The 18842-nt window shown below is 45.9% G+C and carries 20 protein-coding genes; 10 read left to right on the top strand and 10 right to left on the bottom strand.

Annotated features, from left to right (window positions below):
• Positions 1 to 9: 9 nt before the first annotated feature.
• The 5 genes from MUK70_RS04825 to MUK70_RS04805 all read right to left on the bottom strand — a co-directional run bounded on the left by MUK70_RS04825 (position 10) and on the right by MUK70_RS04805 (position 5238).
• Positions 10 to 900 carry a SusC/RagA family TonB-linked outer membrane protein gene (locus tag MUK70_RS04825; protein WP_234657575.1) on the bottom strand — a complete coding sequence of 297 codons (891 nt, stop codon included), beginning with the start codon at positions 898 to 900 and terminating at the stop codon, positions 10 to 12.
• Positions 822 to 2348: a SusC/RagA family TonB-linked outer membrane protein gene (locus MUK70_RS04820; RefSeq protein ID WP_234657577.1), complete on the bottom strand. Its 1527-nt coding sequence runs from the start codon at positions 2346 to 2348 to the stop codon at positions 822 to 824. The genes MUK70_RS04825 and MUK70_RS04820 overlap by 79 nt, the downstream gene beginning before the upstream one ends.
• A gap of 131 nt (positions 2349 to 2479) precedes the next feature.
• Complete coding sequence (locus tag MUK70_RS04815) at positions 2480 to 3358, bottom strand: DUF1684 domain-containing protein (protein WP_234602697.1); 879 nt, start codon at positions 3356 to 3358, stop codon at positions 2480 to 2482.
• Between the two features lie 171 nt (positions 3359 to 3529).
• Entirely contained in the window at positions 3530 to 4540 is a 1011-nt protein-coding gene (locus MUK70_RS04810; RefSeq protein ID WP_234657579.1) for an NADP-dependent oxidoreductase, read from the bottom strand.
• 107 nt (positions 4541 to 4647) lie between these two features.
• On the bottom strand, positions 4648 to 5238 hold the full coding sequence (locus MUK70_RS04805; RefSeq protein ID WP_234657581.1) for a TetR/AcrR family transcriptional regulator: 591 nt from the start codon (positions 5236 to 5238) through the stop codon (positions 4648 to 4650).
• Positions 5239 to 5372: 134 nt separating this feature from the next.
• Between MUK70_RS04805 and MUK70_RS04800 the strand changes: the two genes are divergently transcribed.
• The gene (locus tag MUK70_RS04800) at positions 5373 to 6281 is read left to right on the top strand and encodes a haloalkane dehalogenase (RefSeq protein WP_234657582.1); all 909 of its coding nucleotides are present in this window, start codon (positions 5373 to 5375) and stop codon (positions 6279 to 6281) included.
• 7 nt (positions 6282 to 6288) lie between these two features.
• Positions 6289 to 7059, top strand: a complete 771-nt coding sequence (locus tag MUK70_RS04795) for a response regulator transcription factor (protein ID WP_234657584.1) — start codon at positions 6289 to 6291, stop codon at positions 7057 to 7059.
• A gap of 159 nt (positions 7060 to 7218) precedes the next feature.
• Here the strand turns inward: MUK70_RS04795 and MUK70_RS04790 are convergent, their stop codons facing one another.
• Positions 7219 to 7806, bottom strand: coding sequence for a Crp/Fnr family transcriptional regulator (locus tag MUK70_RS04790; RefSeq protein WP_234602692.1), 588 nt, complete (start codon positions 7804 to 7806; stop codon positions 7219 to 7221).
• 193 nt (positions 7807 to 7999) lie between these two features.
• Here MUK70_RS04790 and MUK70_RS04785 point away from each other — a divergent pair, with 193 nt between their 5' ends.
• The 5 genes from MUK70_RS04785 (at position 8000) to MUK70_RS04770 (ending at position 10933) form a co-directional block, all read left to right on the top strand.
• Positions 8000 to 8983, top strand: coding sequence for a quinone oxidoreductase family protein (locus tag MUK70_RS04785; protein WP_234657586.1), 984 nt, complete (start codon positions 8000 to 8002; stop codon positions 8981 to 8983).
• Between the two features lie 124 nt (positions 8984 to 9107).
• A complete protein-coding gene (locus MUK70_RS04780; RefSeq protein ID WP_234657587.1) occupies positions 9108 to 9473 on the top strand; it encodes a nuclear transport factor 2 family protein in 366 nt (121 codons plus the stop codon).
• 64 nt (positions 9474 to 9537) lie between these two features.
• A complete protein-coding gene (locus MUK70_RS30955; protein ID WP_310590033.1) occupies positions 9538 to 9912 on the top strand; it encodes an LLM class flavin-dependent oxidoreductase in 375 nt (124 codons plus the stop codon).
• A gap of 31 nt (positions 9913 to 9943) precedes the next feature.
• Positions 9944 to 10453, top strand: coding sequence for an LLM class flavin-dependent oxidoreductase (locus MUK70_RS30950; protein ID WP_310590032.1), 510 nt, complete (start codon positions 9944 to 9946; stop codon positions 10451 to 10453).
• Between the two features lie 126 nt (positions 10454 to 10579).
• Positions 10580 to 10933 (top strand): DUF4260 domain-containing protein, encoded by a 354-nt coding sequence (locus MUK70_RS04770; protein WP_234657589.1) that lies wholly within the window; start codon positions 10580 to 10582, stop codon positions 10931 to 10933.
• An 80-nt stretch (positions 10934 to 11013) separates the two neighbouring features.
• Here the strand turns inward: MUK70_RS04770 and MUK70_RS04765 are convergent, their stop codons facing one another.
• Complete coding sequence (locus MUK70_RS04765; RefSeq protein WP_234657590.1) at positions 11014 to 11703, bottom strand: DUF3575 domain-containing protein; 690 nt, start codon at positions 11701 to 11703, stop codon at positions 11014 to 11016.
• A gap of 302 nt (positions 11704 to 12005) precedes the next feature.
• Between MUK70_RS04765 and MUK70_RS04760 the strand changes: the two genes are divergently transcribed.
• Complete coding sequence (locus MUK70_RS04760) at positions 12006 to 13673, top strand: T9SS type A sorting domain-containing protein (RefSeq protein ID WP_234657591.1); 1668 nt, start codon at positions 12006 to 12008, stop codon at positions 13671 to 13673.
• A gap of 229 nt (positions 13674 to 13902) precedes the next feature.
• Here the strand turns inward: MUK70_RS04760 and MUK70_RS04755 are convergent, their stop codons facing one another.
• Positions 13903 to 14280: an SPW repeat protein gene (locus tag MUK70_RS04755; RefSeq protein ID WP_234657592.1), complete on the bottom strand. Its 378-nt coding sequence runs from the start codon at positions 14278 to 14280 to the stop codon at positions 13903 to 13905.
• A 264-nt stretch (positions 14281 to 14544) separates the two neighbouring features.
• On the opposite strand from MUK70_RS04755, the gene MUK70_RS04750 reads away from it, so the two are divergent.
• Positions 14545 to 15507, top strand: a complete 963-nt coding sequence (locus tag MUK70_RS04750) for a hypothetical protein (RefSeq protein WP_234657593.1) — start codon at positions 14545 to 14547, stop codon at positions 15505 to 15507.
• 340 nt (positions 15508 to 15847) lie between these two features.
• Here MUK70_RS04750 and MUK70_RS04745 read toward each other — a convergent pair whose 3' ends face one another.
• Complete coding sequence (locus tag MUK70_RS04745) at positions 15848 to 16324, bottom strand: hypothetical protein (RefSeq protein ID WP_234657594.1); 477 nt, start codon at positions 16322 to 16324, stop codon at positions 15848 to 15850.
• 203 nt (positions 16325 to 16527) lie between these two features.
• On the opposite strand from MUK70_RS04745, the gene MUK70_RS04740 reads away from it, so the two are divergent.
• The gene (locus tag MUK70_RS04740; protein ID WP_234657596.1) at positions 16528 to 18126 is read left to right on the top strand and encodes a TonB-dependent receptor; all 1599 of its coding nucleotides are present in this window, start codon (positions 16528 to 16530) and stop codon (positions 18124 to 18126) included.
• 46 nt (positions 18127 to 18172) lie between these two features.
• Here MUK70_RS04740 and MUK70_RS04735 read toward each other — a convergent pair whose 3' ends face one another.
• Positions 18173 to 18805, bottom strand: a complete 633-nt coding sequence (locus MUK70_RS04735) for a response regulator (RefSeq protein WP_234602672.1) — start codon at positions 18803 to 18805, stop codon at positions 18173 to 18175.
• Positions 18806 to 18842: the final 37 nt, after the last annotated feature.

Below are 18842 nucleotides of genomic sequence, written 5' to 3'. Positions count from 1 at the left end.
TGATTAAAATTAAAAACTGAGATTAACCCCCAATGTGAAAGTCCGCGCCTGCCCCACCGAGTTTTTCTCGATTCCAGGCGTGGTGTTGGAATTTCCGTTTACAGATGATTCCGGGTCTGTGCCTGAGTAAGATGTAAGCAGCCAGAGATTTGATCCCTGCGCGTAAACCCGCACCGGCCCAATGCCTGATCTTCCAAAAGCGGACGTGGGAATGCGGTAGCCGAGTGACAGATTTTGCAATCTTAAAAAGTCCGCTTTTTCTGCGTTGGTTGACACAGGAAACGACGAGCCGCTCGACAACTGATCGTTATAGACCAGTCTGGGAATGTCGGTAATGTCTCCCGGCTTTTGCCAGCGTTTAAAAATCTCATCGGAGTTATTATAAGCCCTTTGGTCCAAAAGCGTCGCCCTCGTGCCGTTCATGACCAGATTGCCGCCTGAGAATGAGAAGTTCACACCAAGATCAAAGTTTCCGCATTTTACATTATTGCTCAATCCGCCGTACCATTTGGGCAATGCATTGCCAATCAAATAATAATCTGCTCCCGTAATCGCAGCGGCTTTGGAACCGTCCAGATAAGTCCAGCTGCTCTCACCCGGTGCCACCACCTGGCTGTACTGCACCTGCTCGCCTTTGCGGTTGATGAATATCCGGCGGCCATTTTCCGGGTTGACACCGGCAGTTTTGGCGCCATAAAGGCTTCCCACAGAATGGCCTACACGGGTTACATTGGTGGTTTCGTAGGATACGTGCGTGGTGCCTACAATGTCCGTGTTGCCGTCTGCTAGGGCGGTAACTTTATTTTGCAGTTTTGTAAAGTTCAAGGATGCATTCCAGGAGAAATCGCCTGAGCGGATGAGTGTTGCGTTGATACCCAGCTCAATGCCGCGGTTGTACATGGAGCCAACATTGCCCAGTTTCCCCAGTTGCTCACCACCTGGTTATTTCCCATCCCGATCGTGTTCGGATTGGTCTTGCTGATGTTGTAGGAACCATCCGGGTTATAGGCCGGGACATTGGGTGGCAAAGCGGTTGCCAGACGGGCGACACCCACCAGGAAAAAGTTGGAGCCCGGCAGCGATCCTGCATAAGGTGAAATGTTTTCACTGCTGTTATAGGACACGTTTCCATTCACTTTGAGCCAGCTACTCACCTCCTGATCGATGTTGAAACGCACCGATTTCCGGTTGAATTCATTGGCTTTCAGAAAACCGTTTTGTTTGGAATAATTGGCTGAAAAATAATAATTCGTCGTTTGTGTGCCGCCTGAAACGCTCAGGTTATGATTTTGAGATACGCCAGTCCTGTAAATGTGGTCATACCAGCGCGTGTCGATATTGGACCCGTCCTCGTTTTTATTTGGGAAAAATAAGGCAGCAGGAATCTTGTCATTATTCTCATTTCCTCCCAGGATCTTCGCATTCAAAACGGCTTCATTCTTGATCGCAATGTATTGCTCCGCGTTCAAAAGCTTGGGCAACCGCACCACTTCCGAGACGCCGGCCCACGATTCGAAATTAATCCGCGGCTTGCCCGTTTTGCCGCGTTTCGTGGTGATCAGCAAAACGCCTGCGGCAGCCCTGGAACCGTAAATAGACGTGGAAGCAGCATCTTTTAAAACATCAATCGACTCAATATCAGCGGGATTAATGTCACCCAGCGGATTATTGGGAACGGCGGTGCTGGTAGAAACATTGCCCGTATTAATGGGAATGCCATCCACAACCACCAGCGGATAAGAACTCAGTGAAATCGAATTCACGCCGCGGATGCGGATTACGGGAGGATTGTTCAGAACACCGTTCGGCTGGGCAATGCTCACGCCCGCAGCCCGCCCGGCCAGTGCCTGGTCGAAGCTCTGGATCGGCTGGTCTTTAACAGTCTCGCCTTTTAACCTCACTGCCGAGCCGGTAAATTCTGCCTTGGTCTGCGTCCCGTAGCCGACCACAACGAGCTCATTAAGCTGGCGCGTATCGGCATTTAATGCAACCGAAATGTCCGACTGATTTTCAACCGGTTTTTCAATCGTTTCATAACCTATAAAAGAAATTACGATCGTGGCCTTGTCAGGAACAGCAAGCTGATATTTTCCATCCTGATCCGTAATGGTACCGTTCGGCGTGCCCTTTACGATGATGGATACACCCGGCAAGCCCTGCCCCGACTCTTTATCACGGATCGTCCCGGTGATCAGCTTGTCGGCCAAGCGCCTCGAATTTGCAGCCGACGCTGGCGCATAAGACAGGTTCGAAATTATTATGAGCGACAATGTCCACGACATGGCAGTCAATGGCATTTCATCAACGTAATACAATATACGTGAAAGCCAAAAGTAGTATTGTTTCATGCTATATCAAGTTAAGTGAGCAGCAAAGGCGCGAATTGGCAATGGAATTCCCCAGCCGGAGGCGCTGCGCCTCCGGAACAAATCAGGAAATAAATGAATGTGAGGTTAAGGGACGGCTATCTGAATCTTAATCAATGTTCGCCGTAACGCTTTTCACCGGCAGAAACAGCGAGTGCAAGCTTGTTTTGTTTGGGAGGAAGCGGACAGGTTGCATAAGGCGAAAATGCGCATGGCGGATTAATGGATTTGTTGAAATCCAGCCACGCGGATCCGTCTTTTTCCACTGAAGTGTAAAGGAAACGTCCTGCTCCATACGTTTCTGTCTTGTTAGTCTGGTCGGCGAATATGATGAAAAGGTTTTCGGTAGAACCCACAGCGTCAAGACGATATTCCTTGCCGCCGACATTGAATACAAGCGTGCCAGGCGAATCCTGATCGGCGGTGCGACCCGTAATGTCTGTTATGGAAACTTTTTTGCCGGTCGTAGGCTCAAACCTGGCTTTTACGCGCCAGTTTTCCTGCACAGGATAGCGCTCAATGCCTGAAAATCCTTTCAAATATTCGCTTTCCAGATCACGCAGCCTCACCGCATACTTGTCGCCGCGCTTGATAATAAACCAGCGTAACGACTTATGGCGGAGAGTAACGGGTTTTTCACCAGGAAAAATGTCAAGTTCCGTAACAGGCGCGTCACCGTTGAAAACCTCGGCGTCCGCATTGGCTTTGAGCGTCACTTTGCCTTTTTCTAAAATTATTTCGCCGAGGAATGGATTGCTCTTATCCGCTGGAAAGTTAACATTGTTCTTTCCGTCGCCTCCAAACGTGTTTTTGCCTTCTTCGAGCCAGAATAAACCGGCCAGGTTCAGCCAGCCGGATTCTGCTTTGAGGCTTTCAACCCTTTTCTGGTGCCATTGCTGGATCTCTTGTTCGTATGCAGTGTCATTTGCAGTAAAGGCTGATAACAGGTAAATACCAGCCAGCCAGACCAGGTGATAGGAGTACTTTTTCATTGCTTCAATAGTTAAGTGAATATAGCGCAAACGCGCCGTGCCATTAGGCGACGGATTGATTGCAAATAATGGTGGTGGCTGCGTCACAAAATTAAGCAAACTATTTACTCTACCAACTTTATAGATTAAAATTTTAAAATATTTTAATTGATGAAATCGCATCCTTGTTTGTTACGCAAGCGCTCTGATATTAATTACAACCTTCCCTTTTGCGCGACCACTTTCAATATAGTCCATTGCATCATTAGTTTGAGTGAATGGGAATACTTTATCCACAACCGGTTTGATATCCCCGGATTCAATCAGCTTTGTGATCTGATGCAGTTGTTTGCCGTCTGCCCTCATAAATAGGAAGGAATACTGCACGCCAAGTTTCTCTGCCTTTTTCCGGATACCTGAACTGATCAATGAGAGGATCATTTTTATATACCAGGGAACTCCTATTGCTCTTGCAAAATCAGGCGTTGGCGGACCTGATATTGAAATGAGCTTTCCTCCCGGTTTGAGCACGTTCAGCGATTTTTTCAGCGTGGCCGTATCCTGGCTGTTCAGTACCAGATCATAATCTTTCAAAATGCTTTCAAAATCCTGCTTCTTATAATCGATAACGATATCCGCTCCGAGACTTTTCAGGGTATCAAAACTTTTCTCGCTGGCCGTTGTAGCGACGGTTGCTCCCAGGTATTTTGCCAGCTGAATTGCAATGGTGCCTACCCCACCGGAACCAGCCTGGATAAAGACTTTCTGGCCCTTTTGCACGTTACCAATTTCAACCAATGCCTGCCAGGCGGTCAACGATACGAGCGGGGCAGAGGCGGCTTCTTCCATCGAAATGTTCTTTGGTTTTATCGCAACATCATTTTCGTTGATGGCAATGTATTCGGCGAATGTCCCGATATGAAAATCGGCCGGACGTGCGTAGACCTGGTCGCCCACTTTGAAGTTTCTGACATTTTTCCCAACGCGGGTGATAACCCCTGCTGCATCATGCCCAAGAATCAACGGGAATTTGTAGGGCAATAACAATTTAAACTCCCCGGACCTGATCTTGGAGTCCAGAAGATTTAAACCGCTGGCATGTACTTCCACCAAAACTTCATCGTCTTCAATGTCAGGAGTTGCTACTTCTTCCAAAAGAAGCTTTGCTTTTTTATCGTATTTTTTAATTAGAAACGCTTTCATGCTTTGGCTATTTGTTAATTCGCAGTTCTTTTAATCTGATGTTCGTCCAATTTCATTTTTGTTTCAAATTTAATATACTTCCAGGTCTATTTTAGTCAAAAAAATAATTAAAGAATGTATTGTTCCAGTTCGGCTTTAAGGCTTTTGATCAATGACTGCATCGGCTTTGCGGTATCCATCGTTCTGCACATGACTATACCACCTTCAATTGATGCCATCAGTTTAAAAGCGAATACCGGAGGATCGAGATTTGCAGAGAATTCGCCGTTAGTAATCCCTTCTACAAGCACATTGATAAGATCCTGCTGGCCGGCACGGAATACACCTGCTATTTTTTGTTTGATAACTGGGTAATTGTCATCTGCATCGACCGCAGTGTTAAAAATTGGACAACCTCCTGATATATAGGTATTAATTGGATCTTTATAAAAATCTAGGAATGCAAAGATTTTCGCTTTTGCGGTTTTCTTATCTGCCACAGCCATGTAAATCCTGTCTGATATTTTCTTCAAAAGCAAATCGATAACCTGTCCGGAAAGGTCATCCTTGTTTTCAAAGTGTCCGTACAAACATCCCTTCGTCAACTTGGTCGCTGCCAGCACATCATCTATATGCACACCCGAAATACCCTTCTCGTTATAAAGGGGAGCAGCTGTTTCCAGTATGAATTGTTTTGTTTTTTCAGCCTTGGTAAGCATAGACACTCTTAGTTTAATAGCTTGCAACAAATATACCATAAAGTATATTTAAGTCATATATTAATTCAATGATTTTATATTATTTACTTGCGCGGCCCGGCTTGAATTTTGTGTAAAAAAACGAGCAAGTAAATATGGAAAAGACACAAGATGCGCAGGCTTTGAATGCATTTCAACTTCAAAAGAAATATCAGGTCATTAACGGCCTCAAAATGGCCTACCTTGACAATGGCCATGGTGATCCAATTATTTTCCTTCATGGAAATCCAACCTCGGGCTACATCTGGCGGAATGTGCTGCCACATGTGGAGGATTCAGGCCGGTGCATTGTTCCTGACCTGATGGGCATGGGCGATTCAGATCATTTCCCAGAAGCGGCTGATTACACTTTCACAAACAACATGCAATATCTGGACGCACTTTTCACGCTGCTGGGTCTCAATGAAAATATAACTTTTGTGGTGCATGACTGGGGTTCGGTGCTGGCCTTTCACTGGGCAAGAAAACATCCGGAAGCCGTGAAAGGGATCGTATACATGGAAGCGATCACAAGGCCCCGCTCATGGGAAGAAGTGCCCGGTGCGGCAAGTGAAACTTTTCGGAGGCTGCGGACAAATGAAGGCGAGGAAATGGTGTTGGAAAAAAATTCATTCATTGAATTCAACCTGCCGAAGACGATATTGCGCACACTGTCAGACGAAGAAATGGACGCTTATCGCCAGCCTTTTTCTCAGCCTGGTGAAACCAGACGGGCTATGCTCAGCTGGGCCAGGCAGTTGCCACTTGGCGGCGAGCCGGCCGATATGATTAAACTTGTCAATGAAAATAGCAGTTGGCTTGCAGCAAGTAACGTCCCGAAGTTGTTCATTGAAGCCACACCCGGAACTTTGGCTGATGCAGAAAAGCAGGCCTGTTTGTGCTGGCCAAATCAGACACATATAATAGTCAAAGGGCATCACAATTTGCAGGAAGATTCGGCGGATGAAATCGGCGTTGCTATTTCCCAATGGTTGCGAAAAGCTTGTAAAGCAATACATTTATAGACTAGCTATGCAAATATTTGAACCTGTTTCCTGCCTTACCCCATTCGTGAAAGCGTTTGTGGTTGTTGAAAGCGCCGACACATTTGTGAACCGGTTGTTGCCGGACACATCTTTGGTCGCAGCTTTTCGCTTGCATGGGCAGGTGCATTATCAGGAGCAGGATAGCCACACGCGCCTTCCGACATATTCCATTTCGGGTTTAAGGAAATCTTTTAAAATCGCCCGGTACGACAAAAACAGTGCTAATATTCTTGTTCAGTTCAAAGAAGGCGGCGCTGCTGCCTTCTTTGACTTGCCTATTCATGAATTGCTTGAAGCTAACGTTGCGCTGGATAACTTTTTCAAGTTTTCCGAACTAATGTTTCTCAGCGAACAGCTGGAAGCAGCCTATTCCATTGAAGGCAAAGTGAATGTTGTCCAGCAGTTTCTTACCACAAAACTTCGTCGTCAGGAGCCGGATCTGTTGATCGCTCATTCTATCGAGAAAATAAAGATGGCAAAAGGAATCATCAGCGTAAAGGACTTGGCTGAAAGTCTGTACGTAAGCATGGACGTTTTTGAAAAGCGGTTTAGAAAGGTCATTGGCACAACGCCGAAACAATTTGCCAATATCGTGCGAATGAAAACATTGATCGGCCACGCACCATCGACCGGGCTGTTGCTGGATTCAGCACTGGACGCAGGCTTTTTCGACCATTCCCATTTTATCAGGAACTTCAAAAGTTTCACCGGCCAAACGCCGACTGAGTTTTTTAATGTTGCAAAGCATCCAGTTTGAAATTTCGGACACTTACCTCCCGTATTTTTCCCTGTCGCTGATCCGCTCGCCCGGGATTCACGGAAAACAAAAGCATCTTAAAAACCATGCTGATTGTAAAGTCCATTTGTCCGAAGCAAAAATAATCGAGGTGTCAGGCACTGGAAGGTATTTCGACGCTTACTTGTACAACGTTTTTTTCCGAACCCGGCTCAGGGTTTCAGCGGAAATGCCGAGGTAGGAAGCAATCATGCTTTGAGGGAACCGCTTGATGAAGTCAGGATAAGTTTTTGTGATCTGCTCATAGCGCTCTTCTGCATCCAGGCTGATGGAAGAATGGATCCGCTTCTGGGTGGCAATTGCCCCTTTGCGGTCAATTTCCCTGACCATCAGATCAACGGCCGGGACGGTTTTGATCAGGTCTTGCATCCGCTCGTTGGTAATCAGCAGCACATCTGAATCTTCTGTCATTTCAATGTAGTAAAGGGAGGGTGTTTGTAAATTATAGCTTTCATAGTCACCCAGCCACCACGATTCAATAGCCAGTCGAATGATCGTCTCCTGGCTATTTGCTTTTATAGCATACATTCTTCCCGCCCCTTTGACGATAAATGCCATGTATTTACACACCTCGCCTTCCTGCAAAAGATACTGCCGCTTTCTGAGGTGCCTTTCCTTAAATGCTTTCCTTATTTGCTCCTTCTCCAAGTCGCTCAATTTCAGCGTTGACTTGGATTCAATGTATTCAAAAAGTGCCGTATAAGTCATAGAGAGCGGTTTGATTTGTCAAAGTTGGGAAGTTGCAGCTCTTGGTAAAGCTAATCAAATATGCAAATACGCACAATTTCCAATGATCAGAAAGGTGGACTATTGACAAATGTCAAGGAAAACTTACTGCTTTTGTCAATGCACGCGCAGCAGGATTCCCGCAACTTTGTTCCATCAAATCAAAATCAAAAACATGAACGCAACAGACAAAAGCGGCGTAGTCCAAATCAGCAAACAAGGACCGCCGTCCGTTTTAGAATACACAAATGAGATCGTAGGTAATCCCGGAAACAATCAGGTTCTGATCAGGCAAAAAGCGATCGCGCTCAACTTTGTGGATGTAATGTTTCGTAACGGGACCTTTCCTTTAAACCATTTTCCGGCCACGATCGGAGTCGAAGCGGCGGGTGTTGTGGAAGCGGTTGGAACAGGGGCAAATGAATGGAATGTTGGTGACCGTGTCGGTTATTATTTTGCATTGGGAGCTTATGCAGAAAAGCGGCTTATCAATAAAGACCAGTTAATAAAATTGCCTGACGACATATCTTTTGACCAGGCAGCCTCATTAATGGCTAAGGGGCTTACTGCTCGTATGCTCGTAAAACAGGCATACGCTGTGCAGCCAGGCGACGTGGTTCTGGTACATGCAGCAGCAGGAGGGGTTGGATCACTGGTGAGCCGATGGGCCAAGTCGTTAGGCGCCGTGGTTATTGGAACAGTAGGCAATGCATCCAAAAAAGCGCTGGCTGAAAGTCAGGGAATCGATCTTGTTATTGCTCTTGACTCACAGGACCTTGCTGAGCAAGTCGGTTCCATCACAAATGGCCTGGGTGTGGACGCAGTGTTTGACGGTGTTGGCAAAGCTACTTTCAGTAAGTCTGCACCACTGGTAAAACGCAATGGCCATATTGTCCTTTACGGAAATGCTTCCGGCTCGCCACACATAGATGCTGATTTTCTGGCGTCCAAAAACATCAGCCTGATCCGTCCGTCTGTGGGTGAATATCTGCCGGACAAGCATAGTCTGGATTTCGCTGTCGGGGAATTGTTTGAAGCTGTTCGCACTGGCGTATTCGGCGACATTAAACCAACCATTTACTCATTATCCGAAGTATTCAGAGCACATGACGACCTTGAAGCAACCCGCACAACCGGTTCTGTCATCCTTCATCCTTAAATCTTTCTTATCAAAAAATAGTCAGGAGTATGATGTTAAGTTTAAAAACCTGTTTGCATCAGCCATATTTGCAAAAACACCCGAGTTTCCAGACGTTTTAATTTAAACCTAAAAAACCTTCATCATGGATGCTGAATTTATCAAGACATTACAAGAAAATCACGTTGCTGCCTGGAACGAAAGGGACCGCGAAAAAAGGGACAGCCTTTTAAAAGATATATATGCAGAAGACATAAAAATGTATGACCCAAATTCTATATTAGAGAGTCTGGCCGAAGTTTCAGACTTCATCGGGACGCTTCACAAGCAAGATCCTGATTTTTATTTCAGTGCAGCCAAGCCAATTGAGGTCACACAAAACGGAGTTCGTCTATACGGACATATCGGCACAAAGGAAAACCCCGCCATTGTGAGCAGCATGGACTTTTTTATAATTGAAAATGGCAAAGCCGCACATTTATATGTAATGATGGAGCCAGCGGCACCATGAACTTCGCATCTAAATTAGTTGAACAGAAAACAAACTGGCCTGAGCCAGATAAATGAGATAAGCAATGGAGATTGGAATTGATAGTTTTGCATCAGCCATGTATGGCAGCGATGTTCTCAGCAGCATAGATGCTATGGAGCAGTTACTGGACCGTATTTCAGTAGCGGATCAGGCCGGACTGGATGTATTCGGTATCGGTGAGCATCACAAAAAGGAGTTTCTGGATTCAGCGCCGGCAGTGATCCTGTCCGCTGCTGCGGCCAGAACAAAGAAAATCCGTTTAGCTAGCGCAGTTACCGTGCTGAGCACAGCCGACCCGGTGAGGGTATATCAAAGCTTTGCAACCTTGGACTTAATATCCAAAGGTCGCGCCGAGCTGGTCGTTGGCCGTGGATCGGCCATTGATGCTTATCCACTTTTTGGGTTTAACCTGAAATGATTATGATGCGCTTTTCAAAGAGAAACTTGACTTGCTGCTGAAAATCCGCGATCAGGAATTTATTACATGGTCTGGCAAATTCAGACCTGAGTTAAAGAACCAAGGCGTTTATCCGCGGGCTTTCCAGGATAAAATACCTGTTTGGCTGGGCGTAGGCGGCACACCTGAATCATTTGCAAGAGCCGGAAGGTTGGGATTGCCGTTGATGGTTGCAATCATTGGCGGTGAAACAGAACGTTTTCGCCTGTTGGTTGATTTATACCGGCAGGAAGGAGAAAGAGCTGGTTTCACCCCGGACCAGTTAAAAGTCGGGCTTCATTCGCCCGGATATGTCGCCTCCACCGATGCGCTGGCCGTGTCTGAGTATTACCCTGGATATGCTGAACTCTGGACAAAACTAGGCAGGGAACGCGGATGGCCACCGGTAACAAAAAATCAATTTGATGCGCTCATTGCGCCAAGAGGTGTATTGGTTGTTGGCGGGCCCGAGCGCGTTGCAGAAAAGCTGCTGCGGCATAGCAAAGCATTAGGAGGGTGTTGACCGCTTCACTTTTCAAATGGATAATGCCGGACTTACACATCAGCAGCTGATGCATTCTATTGAATTGATCGGCACCCAGGTAATCCCATTGATCAAAGGGGCTTCTTAAACGGATTTTTACTATACATGAAAACGCTTATTAAAGTTGAAGAAGGGGCTCAGTTCGTACTCTCCATTATTTTGTTTTCCAGACTGCCGTTTGCGTGGTGGGTTTTCCCGACGTTCCTTTTCTTACCCGATTTAAGCATGATCGGTTATCTGCTCAATGCCAAAGTGGGTGCTTTAACGTACAACTTGGTCCATCATAAAGCGATTGCCATAACTGTTGGCGTTGCAGGCCTATTGATACAAAACAATGATCTTATGTTTGCGGGCATTCTGCTCTTCGGGCACTCGTCGCTGGATAGAATGTTGGGATACGGGTTAAAGTATGATAAAGGCTTCAAGTTTACGCACCTGGGTGAAATGGGAGCACATTAAGGAGATTATCATTGAACAAATTATGAAATGAATTGGATCGTCGGCGAGCGCCCGGAAATAGCCAGGATCGCCTGTCCTGGCTAATCAGAATGCTTTTTGGCCCAAACAATTAATCCGAGCCTTAATCCGAAGGACAAGTGCGCTGTTACCCTCCTGCCGACAGTGTAATTTTCACCTTCAAAGAATGGATCTGACCTTTTAATAATATGATTGACGTAATTGTTGTAAGAAGACTTTGTCTTAGACAATCCTAAACCTGAGAAAAAGTCCAATGTAATGCGCTGACCCAAAAGGAAACGCCCGCCCAACTTCCCGATCATGCCGATCTTCGTCTTTTGGAAATCGGCTTGATCAAAATTGATTTGTAACGTATCACTATCTGGCAGAAAGTGAAAGCTTGTCCCAGCCGAGGCATTCATTTTGGAAACAAACCCTTCTGCGGCCATATACCAGCCAATCCTTTCTCTTTTGAACCAGTAGAACTTTACTTCGGGCCGTGCTTCAATTAACCGGTAGTCTTTTTCCCACCTGGGCTCCATGAAACCTAACCCTGCATCACCTGTAATCGGAACGCCTACGCCCAGATTTAAGCCCACCGACCAGCGGCCTCCCAGCATATATTCCGACCCAAAACGAACCGAAGGGTCAGGAAACCGGAGCGGGACAATGTCAACATGAGCATCTATATTTTCCCTGAAAAGGTTTCGGCTTGACTGTGACCAGCACGTAGAAGCAAGTAAAGCCAAAATAATAGTAGAAAAATATCTCATATGTGATTTTTGGTTACAAAGGTAGGAATTCTTAATTGTCTCTGTGCAAGTTATCCTCATTAACAAGTCTTGCACTTTCCCTGAGGATGGCCGCGGCGCATGAAGAATGCTTTGCTGTTGCTTGGATGACACACTGGTCAGCCTAAGTAAAATAACTATAATATTCCCTTTACACGGGTATGCGGATTTTTTGGTTTTAACCAGTTACAAAGTTTCGCAATCCTCAACGTCTATTTAAAGTTTGGTGAAAGGCTTCTCTTTCGCCCAGGTATGTTCAACCATCTTTAAAACCAGTACTTACGATGAGGAATCATTTACAAAATCTTCGCTTGCTATTAGTAGCATTTTATTTACCAGTGTTAATAACCCCTGAGAGTTACGGGATTACGAATGGGGAACGGAGCGGTATTAAACACAAAATATTGGTTGCACCAATATTTAGCCAGGAACCTGCCCCGCAGGCGATTGGTGCCGGTACCATATTAATTACATCAACCTGGACTGGCGCGATTGATAATAACTGGGACAATGCTGCTAACTGGTCATCTAACGCGGTACCTGATGTATACACGGATGTCGAAATTGCATATCAAGGTCACCCGGTCGTCTCTGCGAATTCGGCAGCACGGAATGTGTCAATATTAGCTGGTGGATCTTTAACAGTTTCTTCAGGAGCAGCGTTTACGATTGCCGGAAAGCTTACTGGCCCATACGTAGCTAATGCCCCTGATGCACTTACAATATTTTCTTCAAGTGAGCCGCAGGAAATACAGCCAGGTACGTACGCGAATGTGCGGATTTCCGGCGGTAATAAGACGATATCGGGATACAATGACCTCATTGTGAACGGCAACTTTGATTTTGAGTCGGGCAAGGTGCTCTTAGACTATCGCAGTGTCCACCTGGGTCCTGCTGCAACAATTTCGAACTTCGATAAGGACAAATATTTTGTGGTCGACTATTTTCAGGGCGGCGGATTGATAAGGGATGTAGGTAGCGTTGAAAAGATATTCCCGATTGGGACATCTGCTGGTTTTACACCCATGACGATTGTACATCACGGTGATCCATCGCCCATTCTCGCTTTGGTTTTAGATGGTGCCTACAAGCACTTCAACGGAGGCGATGCCCAGGGTCCTCCTTTTGCCAGCGGAGTAGTGAATAAAACCTGGTTTGTCTTTGAAGGTATTGGAGGAGTGCAATACGGTAAAGTTTCCTTCACGGTGCAATGGAACGGCACAGATGAAAAACCCTTATTCGACAGGGAGAAGTGCGCCCTGGCAACTATCCTTGGTAACTCTATGTGGAGTTACTGGCAATTTGATGAATTAATGGCAGCAGGTGGATCAGACCCTTACACGTTGAGCCGCAGTAACGTTGAGATGGGTCGCTTTGCCGTTGCAAGTGAGGAGACTTTGCCTGTCCGGCTCGTCAAATTCGAGGCTAGCCAGGAAAACAAAGCGATTTCTCTAAACTGGTTGACCGCCGATGCAGTTAACGTAAGCCATTTTGAGGTAGAAAAAAGTTTGGACGGAAAAAGTTTTACTAAAATCTTGGAAGAGCAATATCTTGAAGGAAAACATGCCTATTATGTCATTGACTCGGACATAAGCCAGGGATTGCCGGCCGGCGGTGCAATCTATTACCGGCTCAAAATGGTTGATAAAGATGACACGTTCGCTTACAGCCGTATTGTAAGCATCCACTCGAACTCATCACAAACCCACGTAACGTTTGGCAGCCCTAACCCATTCAGCAACAAGGTCATGGTTCAAGTCCCATGGGCGTTATCGAAACATTCGAAAGTTACTTTGAAGAATATTTCAGGGCAAAATATCTCAATGAGGAAAGTCGTTCTTTTGAAGAATGAGGTCGATATAGAAGTGGATCAAGCACTTCCTGCCGGCCAATATGTCCTGACCATCCACGATCAGGATACGGTCAGATCCGTCAAATTGGTTAAACAATAGCACCGTGACCAACCTAGCCCTCACTGAGAATGACCCGGTTGAGCTTTTTGACGCGCTTCAAAGGCTATTTTTGAGAACATCAACACGAGATCTTATCTGGTTGAGCTAATGTTAATGTTGGAAATGAAAGAAAGACACCTCCAGAAACTAATCTGAAGGTGCCCGCTATCACACTAACTCAAACGACTCACAAAAAACTTGACAATAAAATCGTTGACCGTCGATATAATTATGGACGATCTAAATCCGTAAGATGGTCCCTGACCGGTGTACGGTCTGTGACTACTCCTGCCATTATCTCGAAAATACCCAGTATCAAATGCGGCAGGTAAACCTGTTCATTGAAGTCTAGCAACCATGGAGATGCGGCCAGAAACAATCCCGTGACGATGTCAATGTTCAGGTGCGCAGGCATAGGGATTGTTTTTAGAACACCACCCTCGTAGTTCGTGAACAGCGACATGAGTATTATGGCCGCTCCCACTATCAAAGCAACCCATTTGGCGGCGCTTACATCGTTAAACTGAAAGATCCAGGGCGATGCAATAAGAAGTATACCAGACATATAGTCCAGTATACTGTGAACTTTTGTGCTAATGATTTTCATAGTTCCTCTTTTTAAATGTTATGGATGTTTCAAAAAACCGGTGGCCTAATAAAAACTGTTCCAGCACCAACGACTCCACAAACTGCGCCTTAAAACGGCCAGAAATCACAGGTAAGCAGTAGCCATTTCCGTTGCATTCAGGTGATTTTGACGGATAAACAGCTAGCGACGAATATTATGTCCACAGATTTTGCGGGAACGGTTTTTATAAATGCGTTGCGCTTCATGTTTGAAGTGATTTCGTCACATTAAAAACCAATTAAAATGAAAAAGGTAATTCTAAGTGTGTCTTTGTTTCTGTTAATTTCAACAGCAGCTTCGTATGCACAGTCAACAGGAACCGGTTCCCAGCCGAACTCAACAACAAATCAAGGCACCAATTCGACGCAGGGCACAGGAAAAACTAAAAGCGGTACAACTACCAGCGGAACGACCGGGCAGTCCAGCGGCAGCCAGGTGCAGGGATCAGGAACCACCGGAACATCGGGTTCTACCGGAACATCTGGCACCGACGGCACACAGGGCACTACTGGCACCTCGAGTCAATCCGGAAGCTCCAACAGCAGCTCCGGGACTGGCAGCACCAGCGGTAGCCAAGTTCAGGGATCTGGAACCACCGGAACGTCGGGTTCTACCGGAACTTCAGGAACTAGTGGTACACAGGGCACCACTGGCACCCCGAGTCAATCGGGAAGCTCTAACAGCAGTTCAGGGACTGGCAGCACCACTGGCAGCCAGGTTCAGGGATCTGGAACCACCGGAACTTCGGGAACCACCGGAACGTCGGGTACTACTGGAACATCAGGCAGTAGCGGTACACAGGGCACTACTGGCACCCCGAGTCAATCGGGAAGCTCTAACAGCAGTTCCGGGACTGGCACCAGCGGTAGCCAAGTTCAGGGATCCGGAACCACCGGCACTTCAGGAACTACCGGAACATCAGGAACCACAGGAACATCGGGTTCAACCGGAACATCAGGCATTAACGGTACACCAGGCACTACAGGCAGCCAGGGTCAATCTGGAAGCTCCAACAGTAGCTCCGGGACTGGCAGCACCAGCGGTACATCTGGTGCAGGAACATCGGGAACTTCTGGAAGTCAAAGTACTGTCGGCCAGGATTCTGATTCAACGGGAACCTCGGATGAAGGTTCCAAAAAGTCGAAAAAGCGCAAGAATAAAAAAAATGGAAATAGCGGAGGTGGCGCAGGAACCACAAACGACTAAAATTAAGAACGACGCATAATGAGTAAGCCCGGTAGAAGTACGACCGGGCTTACTCATTTTATTGACCTCGTCTCACCAATTTTTTATAGACTACATCTTTCCCTCATTTCTCTGCATTCGGGAGTCCGACCAGACTGGCAACATCCTGTTTGGCAAGTTCGAATAAATTTCAAATCAATGGGCCTGTGACCAATGCTATCTCTCTGCTCATGTGGGTGCTCGCCGGTTACCATCGCTCTCATCTGATAAACATGCGTGTTGGAAGGGCGATGAACGTGAGTGAGTGCCAATAAATACCGAGGCAGTCTGAGACAATTATATTAAAATACATTTCTCGAAGCTAGTCTGATTTGGATATAAGTAACGCTGACGTCAGAGGCGATTTCTGCAAGTCTCGCCCGTTATGCTGAAAGTGTGTATACGCATAGAGAAGAAAACACTTGTTGTCTTCTTGCTTGTACCAAACATCTAAAGTGTCAGAGTCAAAGCTGGTCAATTTCAGGATCAGCGATGATTTCCCATTTTTATTTTTAGCGCAATCCCCGGAGAAAACATACCCTTTGGCAGCGGGCACATACTCTTTATTTAAATAAATCCATTCGTTCACCTGCTGATCGAAAAGTCCAATGGAATCCACCGAATAGTATGATCCATTTGTATCTACCAGATTTTCGCCTTTGGGATTAACAATTGAAAACCTGATTGGTGCTGTTACCGGCGCATCGGCAGTGTCCGAGCAATCATCACAAGCTAAAAAGCCAAAGCTGAGTGCCGCAAGGAAAAGCAATAAGAGAGATAAATTACCGAAAGTTCTCATTTTCAATTGTTTGAAGGCTTCAATCCTATCTAATGGCTCACATGTCAACCGCTTGTGTTTCTGACAATATCAGACATCCTGCCGTCACATGCATAGCATATTTGAAATGTAAAAGGAAAATATTTACTTTTATTAATATATCATTTGTGCTATATCCTAACCTGCCACAGGTCAATTTTCTCTAAATTATGGATAGTTAACGTATGCGGTATCTCTTTCTTTTTTTCTTGTGGATATCGCACACGTCCCGATCCCAGGACATCGCGTGGGAAATAGCGGGAATTGTTTTTGACGAAGCGGGTAAGGCACTGCCATCTGCGGCTGTCTACATTAATAATACTTCTATTGGTGCTTCCACAGATAAAAGCGGGAAATTTCGCATTACCGTTCCTGCCCGATATAAAAAGGTCGAGCTAATCGCCTCTTTTGTAGGATATAAGCCAGAAGTAAAACATCTACTGGCAGCCCCTGGCCGCACGGCCAATGTGGTTTTCAAACTCGACATCAACAATGTGATCCTTGAGGTTGTGATCACCGGAAAACGCGATAAACATTGGAAACGAAAATGGCGGATTTTCCAAAATGGGCTACTCGGGGATTCACCATTAGCCAGACAGTGCCGCATTCTTAACCCCGAATCAATCACACTCAATTTAGATGAACAGACCGGCCGCGTCACAGCAATAAGCGACCAGCCTGTGCTCATCGAAAATTTAGCCCTGGGTTACCGCGTGAGTTTTCAGATGAGCAAGTTCGAATCAGATGGGAAAAAGACATTTCTTTCCGGTTATAAGTTCTTTGAAAGTGCGTTACTAGAAGATCCCGATAAGAAGAAGAAGCAAGTGCGCAACCGGGACACAGCTTTCAAAGATTCTTTCCGAAATTTTTTAGTCTCACTTTCAAGAAGAAAGCTTGATTCGTACGGATTTGAAATATTTACCATGAAAATGACAAGGGAGTTTTATTTAACAAAAATTCCTTTGCAAGGCGAAGTTGCCAGTGGAAATTTCGCTCCTGTCAGTGCTGACTCAATCTGTATTTTTGATCAAGACAAAGGACACTTTATTTTGCACTCTAAATATCCTTTGATTGTCTTTCAAAGAAAACACTACAGCAGTACATCAGTCTTTTCCGATTACCCATTTAAATATTCACAGATCGTTTTGCCTAATCAATACTGTACGTTTACAGAAAACGGTTGGTTGATAGCCCCGAACGGGATCACCATTCATGATGCCTGGGCGAGTGAGGGCTTCGCTGAATTGCTGCCCATAGACTACCTGCCGCCCGGAAGCGACACAGTTATACCTTCAATTGCGCTTATTGAATATTCAGGCAAGGTTAAATGGGACACGCCAGCTGAAACAAAACTGCCCGACGTCGAAATCCAGCAGACAGTTTTAGATAAGGAAGGACTTTTACAACCTGATTATAAACAAGATAGAGCGTTTGTCACGCCTGATTACACGCTAACCATTACTGAGTCGGATCGCTCTGGTTCTATATTTGACTTATTAAAAAGAATCCCTGGTTTGCGGGTAACTTATAATGAAAAATCCAATGAATACAGGGTTCACTTTGTTGAAAACAACACAAATATCAGTGCAGACAGCAATTTCGACAATACGGTAGCGCTCATGCTAGACAATGTTTTTTACAGTGGGGCCGGCACGGTTGTTCCAATGCTTAATTCAATAAATGTGAGTGATTTGAAATCTATTTCTGCTGTCAGATATGGAAATTCAGCCGGGTTTGGGTCGAGGGGAGGAAATGGCACACTGATTGTCGAAACAAAGAAATAATAATCACATACAGCCAGATGCAAGCGCTCATGGACAAACAGCGCTTTTACACAAGCCTTTCTTTGATCGCCAGACTGACCGCCTCGGTTGCGCTGTTGACGTAAAGCTTGTCGTAAATGTTGCGGATGTGGTTATTTACGGTGTTGTAAGTAATGCCGCATTCGGAAGCGATGAGCTTGTAACTGTAACCTTTTACCAAAAATCCAAGCACATGTTTTTCGCGCTCGGTAAGGTGGTAGTCTTTCCTGGCGGGTGATTCTGCTGAAAAAAACCGAAGCACTTTTGCGGCGATGCTGCCAGTCATGGGTGCTCCGCCTTCCAGCGCCTCCCTCAAACTTTCCAGAAAACGCTCCGGGCTTGTCTTTTTGAGCAGATATCCATTGGCTCCTGCGCGCAGGCTGTCAAAAATGCGCTCATCTTCTTCGAAATTCGTTTGTATCAAAACCGGCAACGCACCAAAATGCCTGCGCACAAGCCGGGTTGCTTCAATGCCGTTCATGCCGGGCATATCAATGTCCATAAGCACCAAATCCGGAGTAGAGCCCGTGATATCGGCTACCAGATTACCGGCATTGGGGAAGGTTCCGGTGCACGTAAAGTCAGCTGAGAGGTTCAGCAGCATTGCTACGCTGTTGAGCCGCTCCTGATTATCGTCGAAAATAATGATCCTGGATGCCATGCCACAAAGTTAACCATTCGCTACGTAGGACTACATA

This window comes from Dyadobacter chenwenxiniae (assembly GCF_022869785.1).
GTDB lineage: Bacteria > Bacteroidota > Bacteroidia > Cytophagales > Spirosomataceae > Dyadobacter > Dyadobacter chenwenxiniae.
This window is presented reverse-complemented; position numbering and strand designations above follow the sequence as displayed.

What these genes read in the sequence shown, in the direction of transcription:
- MUK70_RS04825 (WP_234657575.1), bottom strand. Translation starts at nt 900, where the DNA reads ATGTACAACCGCGGCATTGAGCTGGGTATCAACGCAACACTCATCCGC.
- MUK70_RS04820 (WP_234657577.1), bottom strand. Translation starts at nt 2,348, where the DNA reads ATGAAACAATACTACTTTTGGCTTTCACGTATATTGTATTACGTTGAT.
- MUK70_RS04815 (WP_234602697.1), bottom strand. Translation starts at nt 3,358, where the DNA reads ATGAAAAAGTACTCCTATCACCTGGTCTGGCTGGCTGGTATTTACCTG.
- MUK70_RS04810 (WP_234657579.1), bottom strand. Translation starts at nt 4,540, where the DNA reads ATGAAAGCGTTTCTAATTAAAAAATACGATAAAAAAGCAAAGCTTCTT.
- MUK70_RS04805 (WP_234657581.1), bottom strand. Translation starts at nt 5,238, where the DNA reads ATGCTTACCAAGGCTGAAAAAACAAAACAATTCATACTGGAAACAGCT.
- MUK70_RS04800 (WP_234657582.1), top strand. Translation starts at nt 5,373, where the DNA reads ATGGAAAAGACACAAGATGCGCAGGCTTTGAATGCATTTCAACTTCAA.
- MUK70_RS04795 (WP_234657584.1), top strand. Translation starts at nt 6,289, where the DNA reads ATGCAAATATTTGAACCTGTTTCCTGCCTTACCCCATTCGTGAAAGCG.
- MUK70_RS04790 (WP_234602692.1), bottom strand. Translation starts at nt 7,806, where the DNA reads ATGACTTATACGGCACTTTTTGAATACATTGAATCCAAGTCAACGCTG.
- MUK70_RS04785 (WP_234657586.1), top strand. Translation starts at nt 8,000, where the DNA reads ATGAACGCAACAGACAAAAGCGGCGTAGTCCAAATCAGCAAACAAGGA.
- MUK70_RS04780 (WP_234657587.1), top strand. Translation starts at nt 9,108, where the DNA reads ATGGATGCTGAATTTATCAAGACATTACAAGAAAATCACGTTGCTGCC.
- MUK70_RS30955 (WP_310590033.1), top strand. Translation starts at nt 9,538, where the DNA reads ATGGAGATTGGAATTGATAGTTTTGCATCAGCCATGTATGGCAGCGAT.
- MUK70_RS04770 (WP_234657589.1), top strand. Translation starts at nt 10,580, where the DNA reads ATGAAAACGCTTATTAAAGTTGAAGAAGGGGCTCAGTTCGTACTCTCC.
- MUK70_RS04765 (WP_234657590.1), bottom strand. Translation starts at nt 11,703, where the DNA reads ATGAGATATTTTTCTACTATTATTTTGGCTTTACTTGCTTCTACGTGC.
- MUK70_RS04760 (WP_234657591.1), top strand. Translation starts at nt 12,006, where the DNA reads ATGAGGAATCATTTACAAAATCTTCGCTTGCTATTAGTAGCATTTTAT.
- MUK70_RS04755 (WP_234657592.1), bottom strand. Translation starts at nt 14,280, where the DNA reads ATGAAAATCATTAGCACAAAAGTTCACAGTATACTGGACTATATGTCT.
- MUK70_RS04750 (WP_234657593.1), top strand. Translation starts at nt 14,545, where the DNA reads ATGAAAAAGGTAATTCTAAGTGTGTCTTTGTTTCTGTTAATTTCAACA.
- MUK70_RS04745 (WP_234657594.1), bottom strand. Translation starts at nt 16,324, where the DNA reads ATGAGAACTTTCGGTAATTTATCTCTCTTATTGCTTTTCCTTGCGGCA.
- MUK70_RS04740 (WP_234657596.1), top strand. Translation starts at nt 16,528, where the DNA reads ATGCGGTATCTCTTTCTTTTTTTCTTGTGGATATCGCACACGTCCCGA.
- MUK70_RS04735 (WP_234602672.1), bottom strand. Translation starts at nt 18,805, where the DNA reads ATGGCATCCAGGATCATTATTTTCGACGATAATCAGGAGCGGCTCAAC.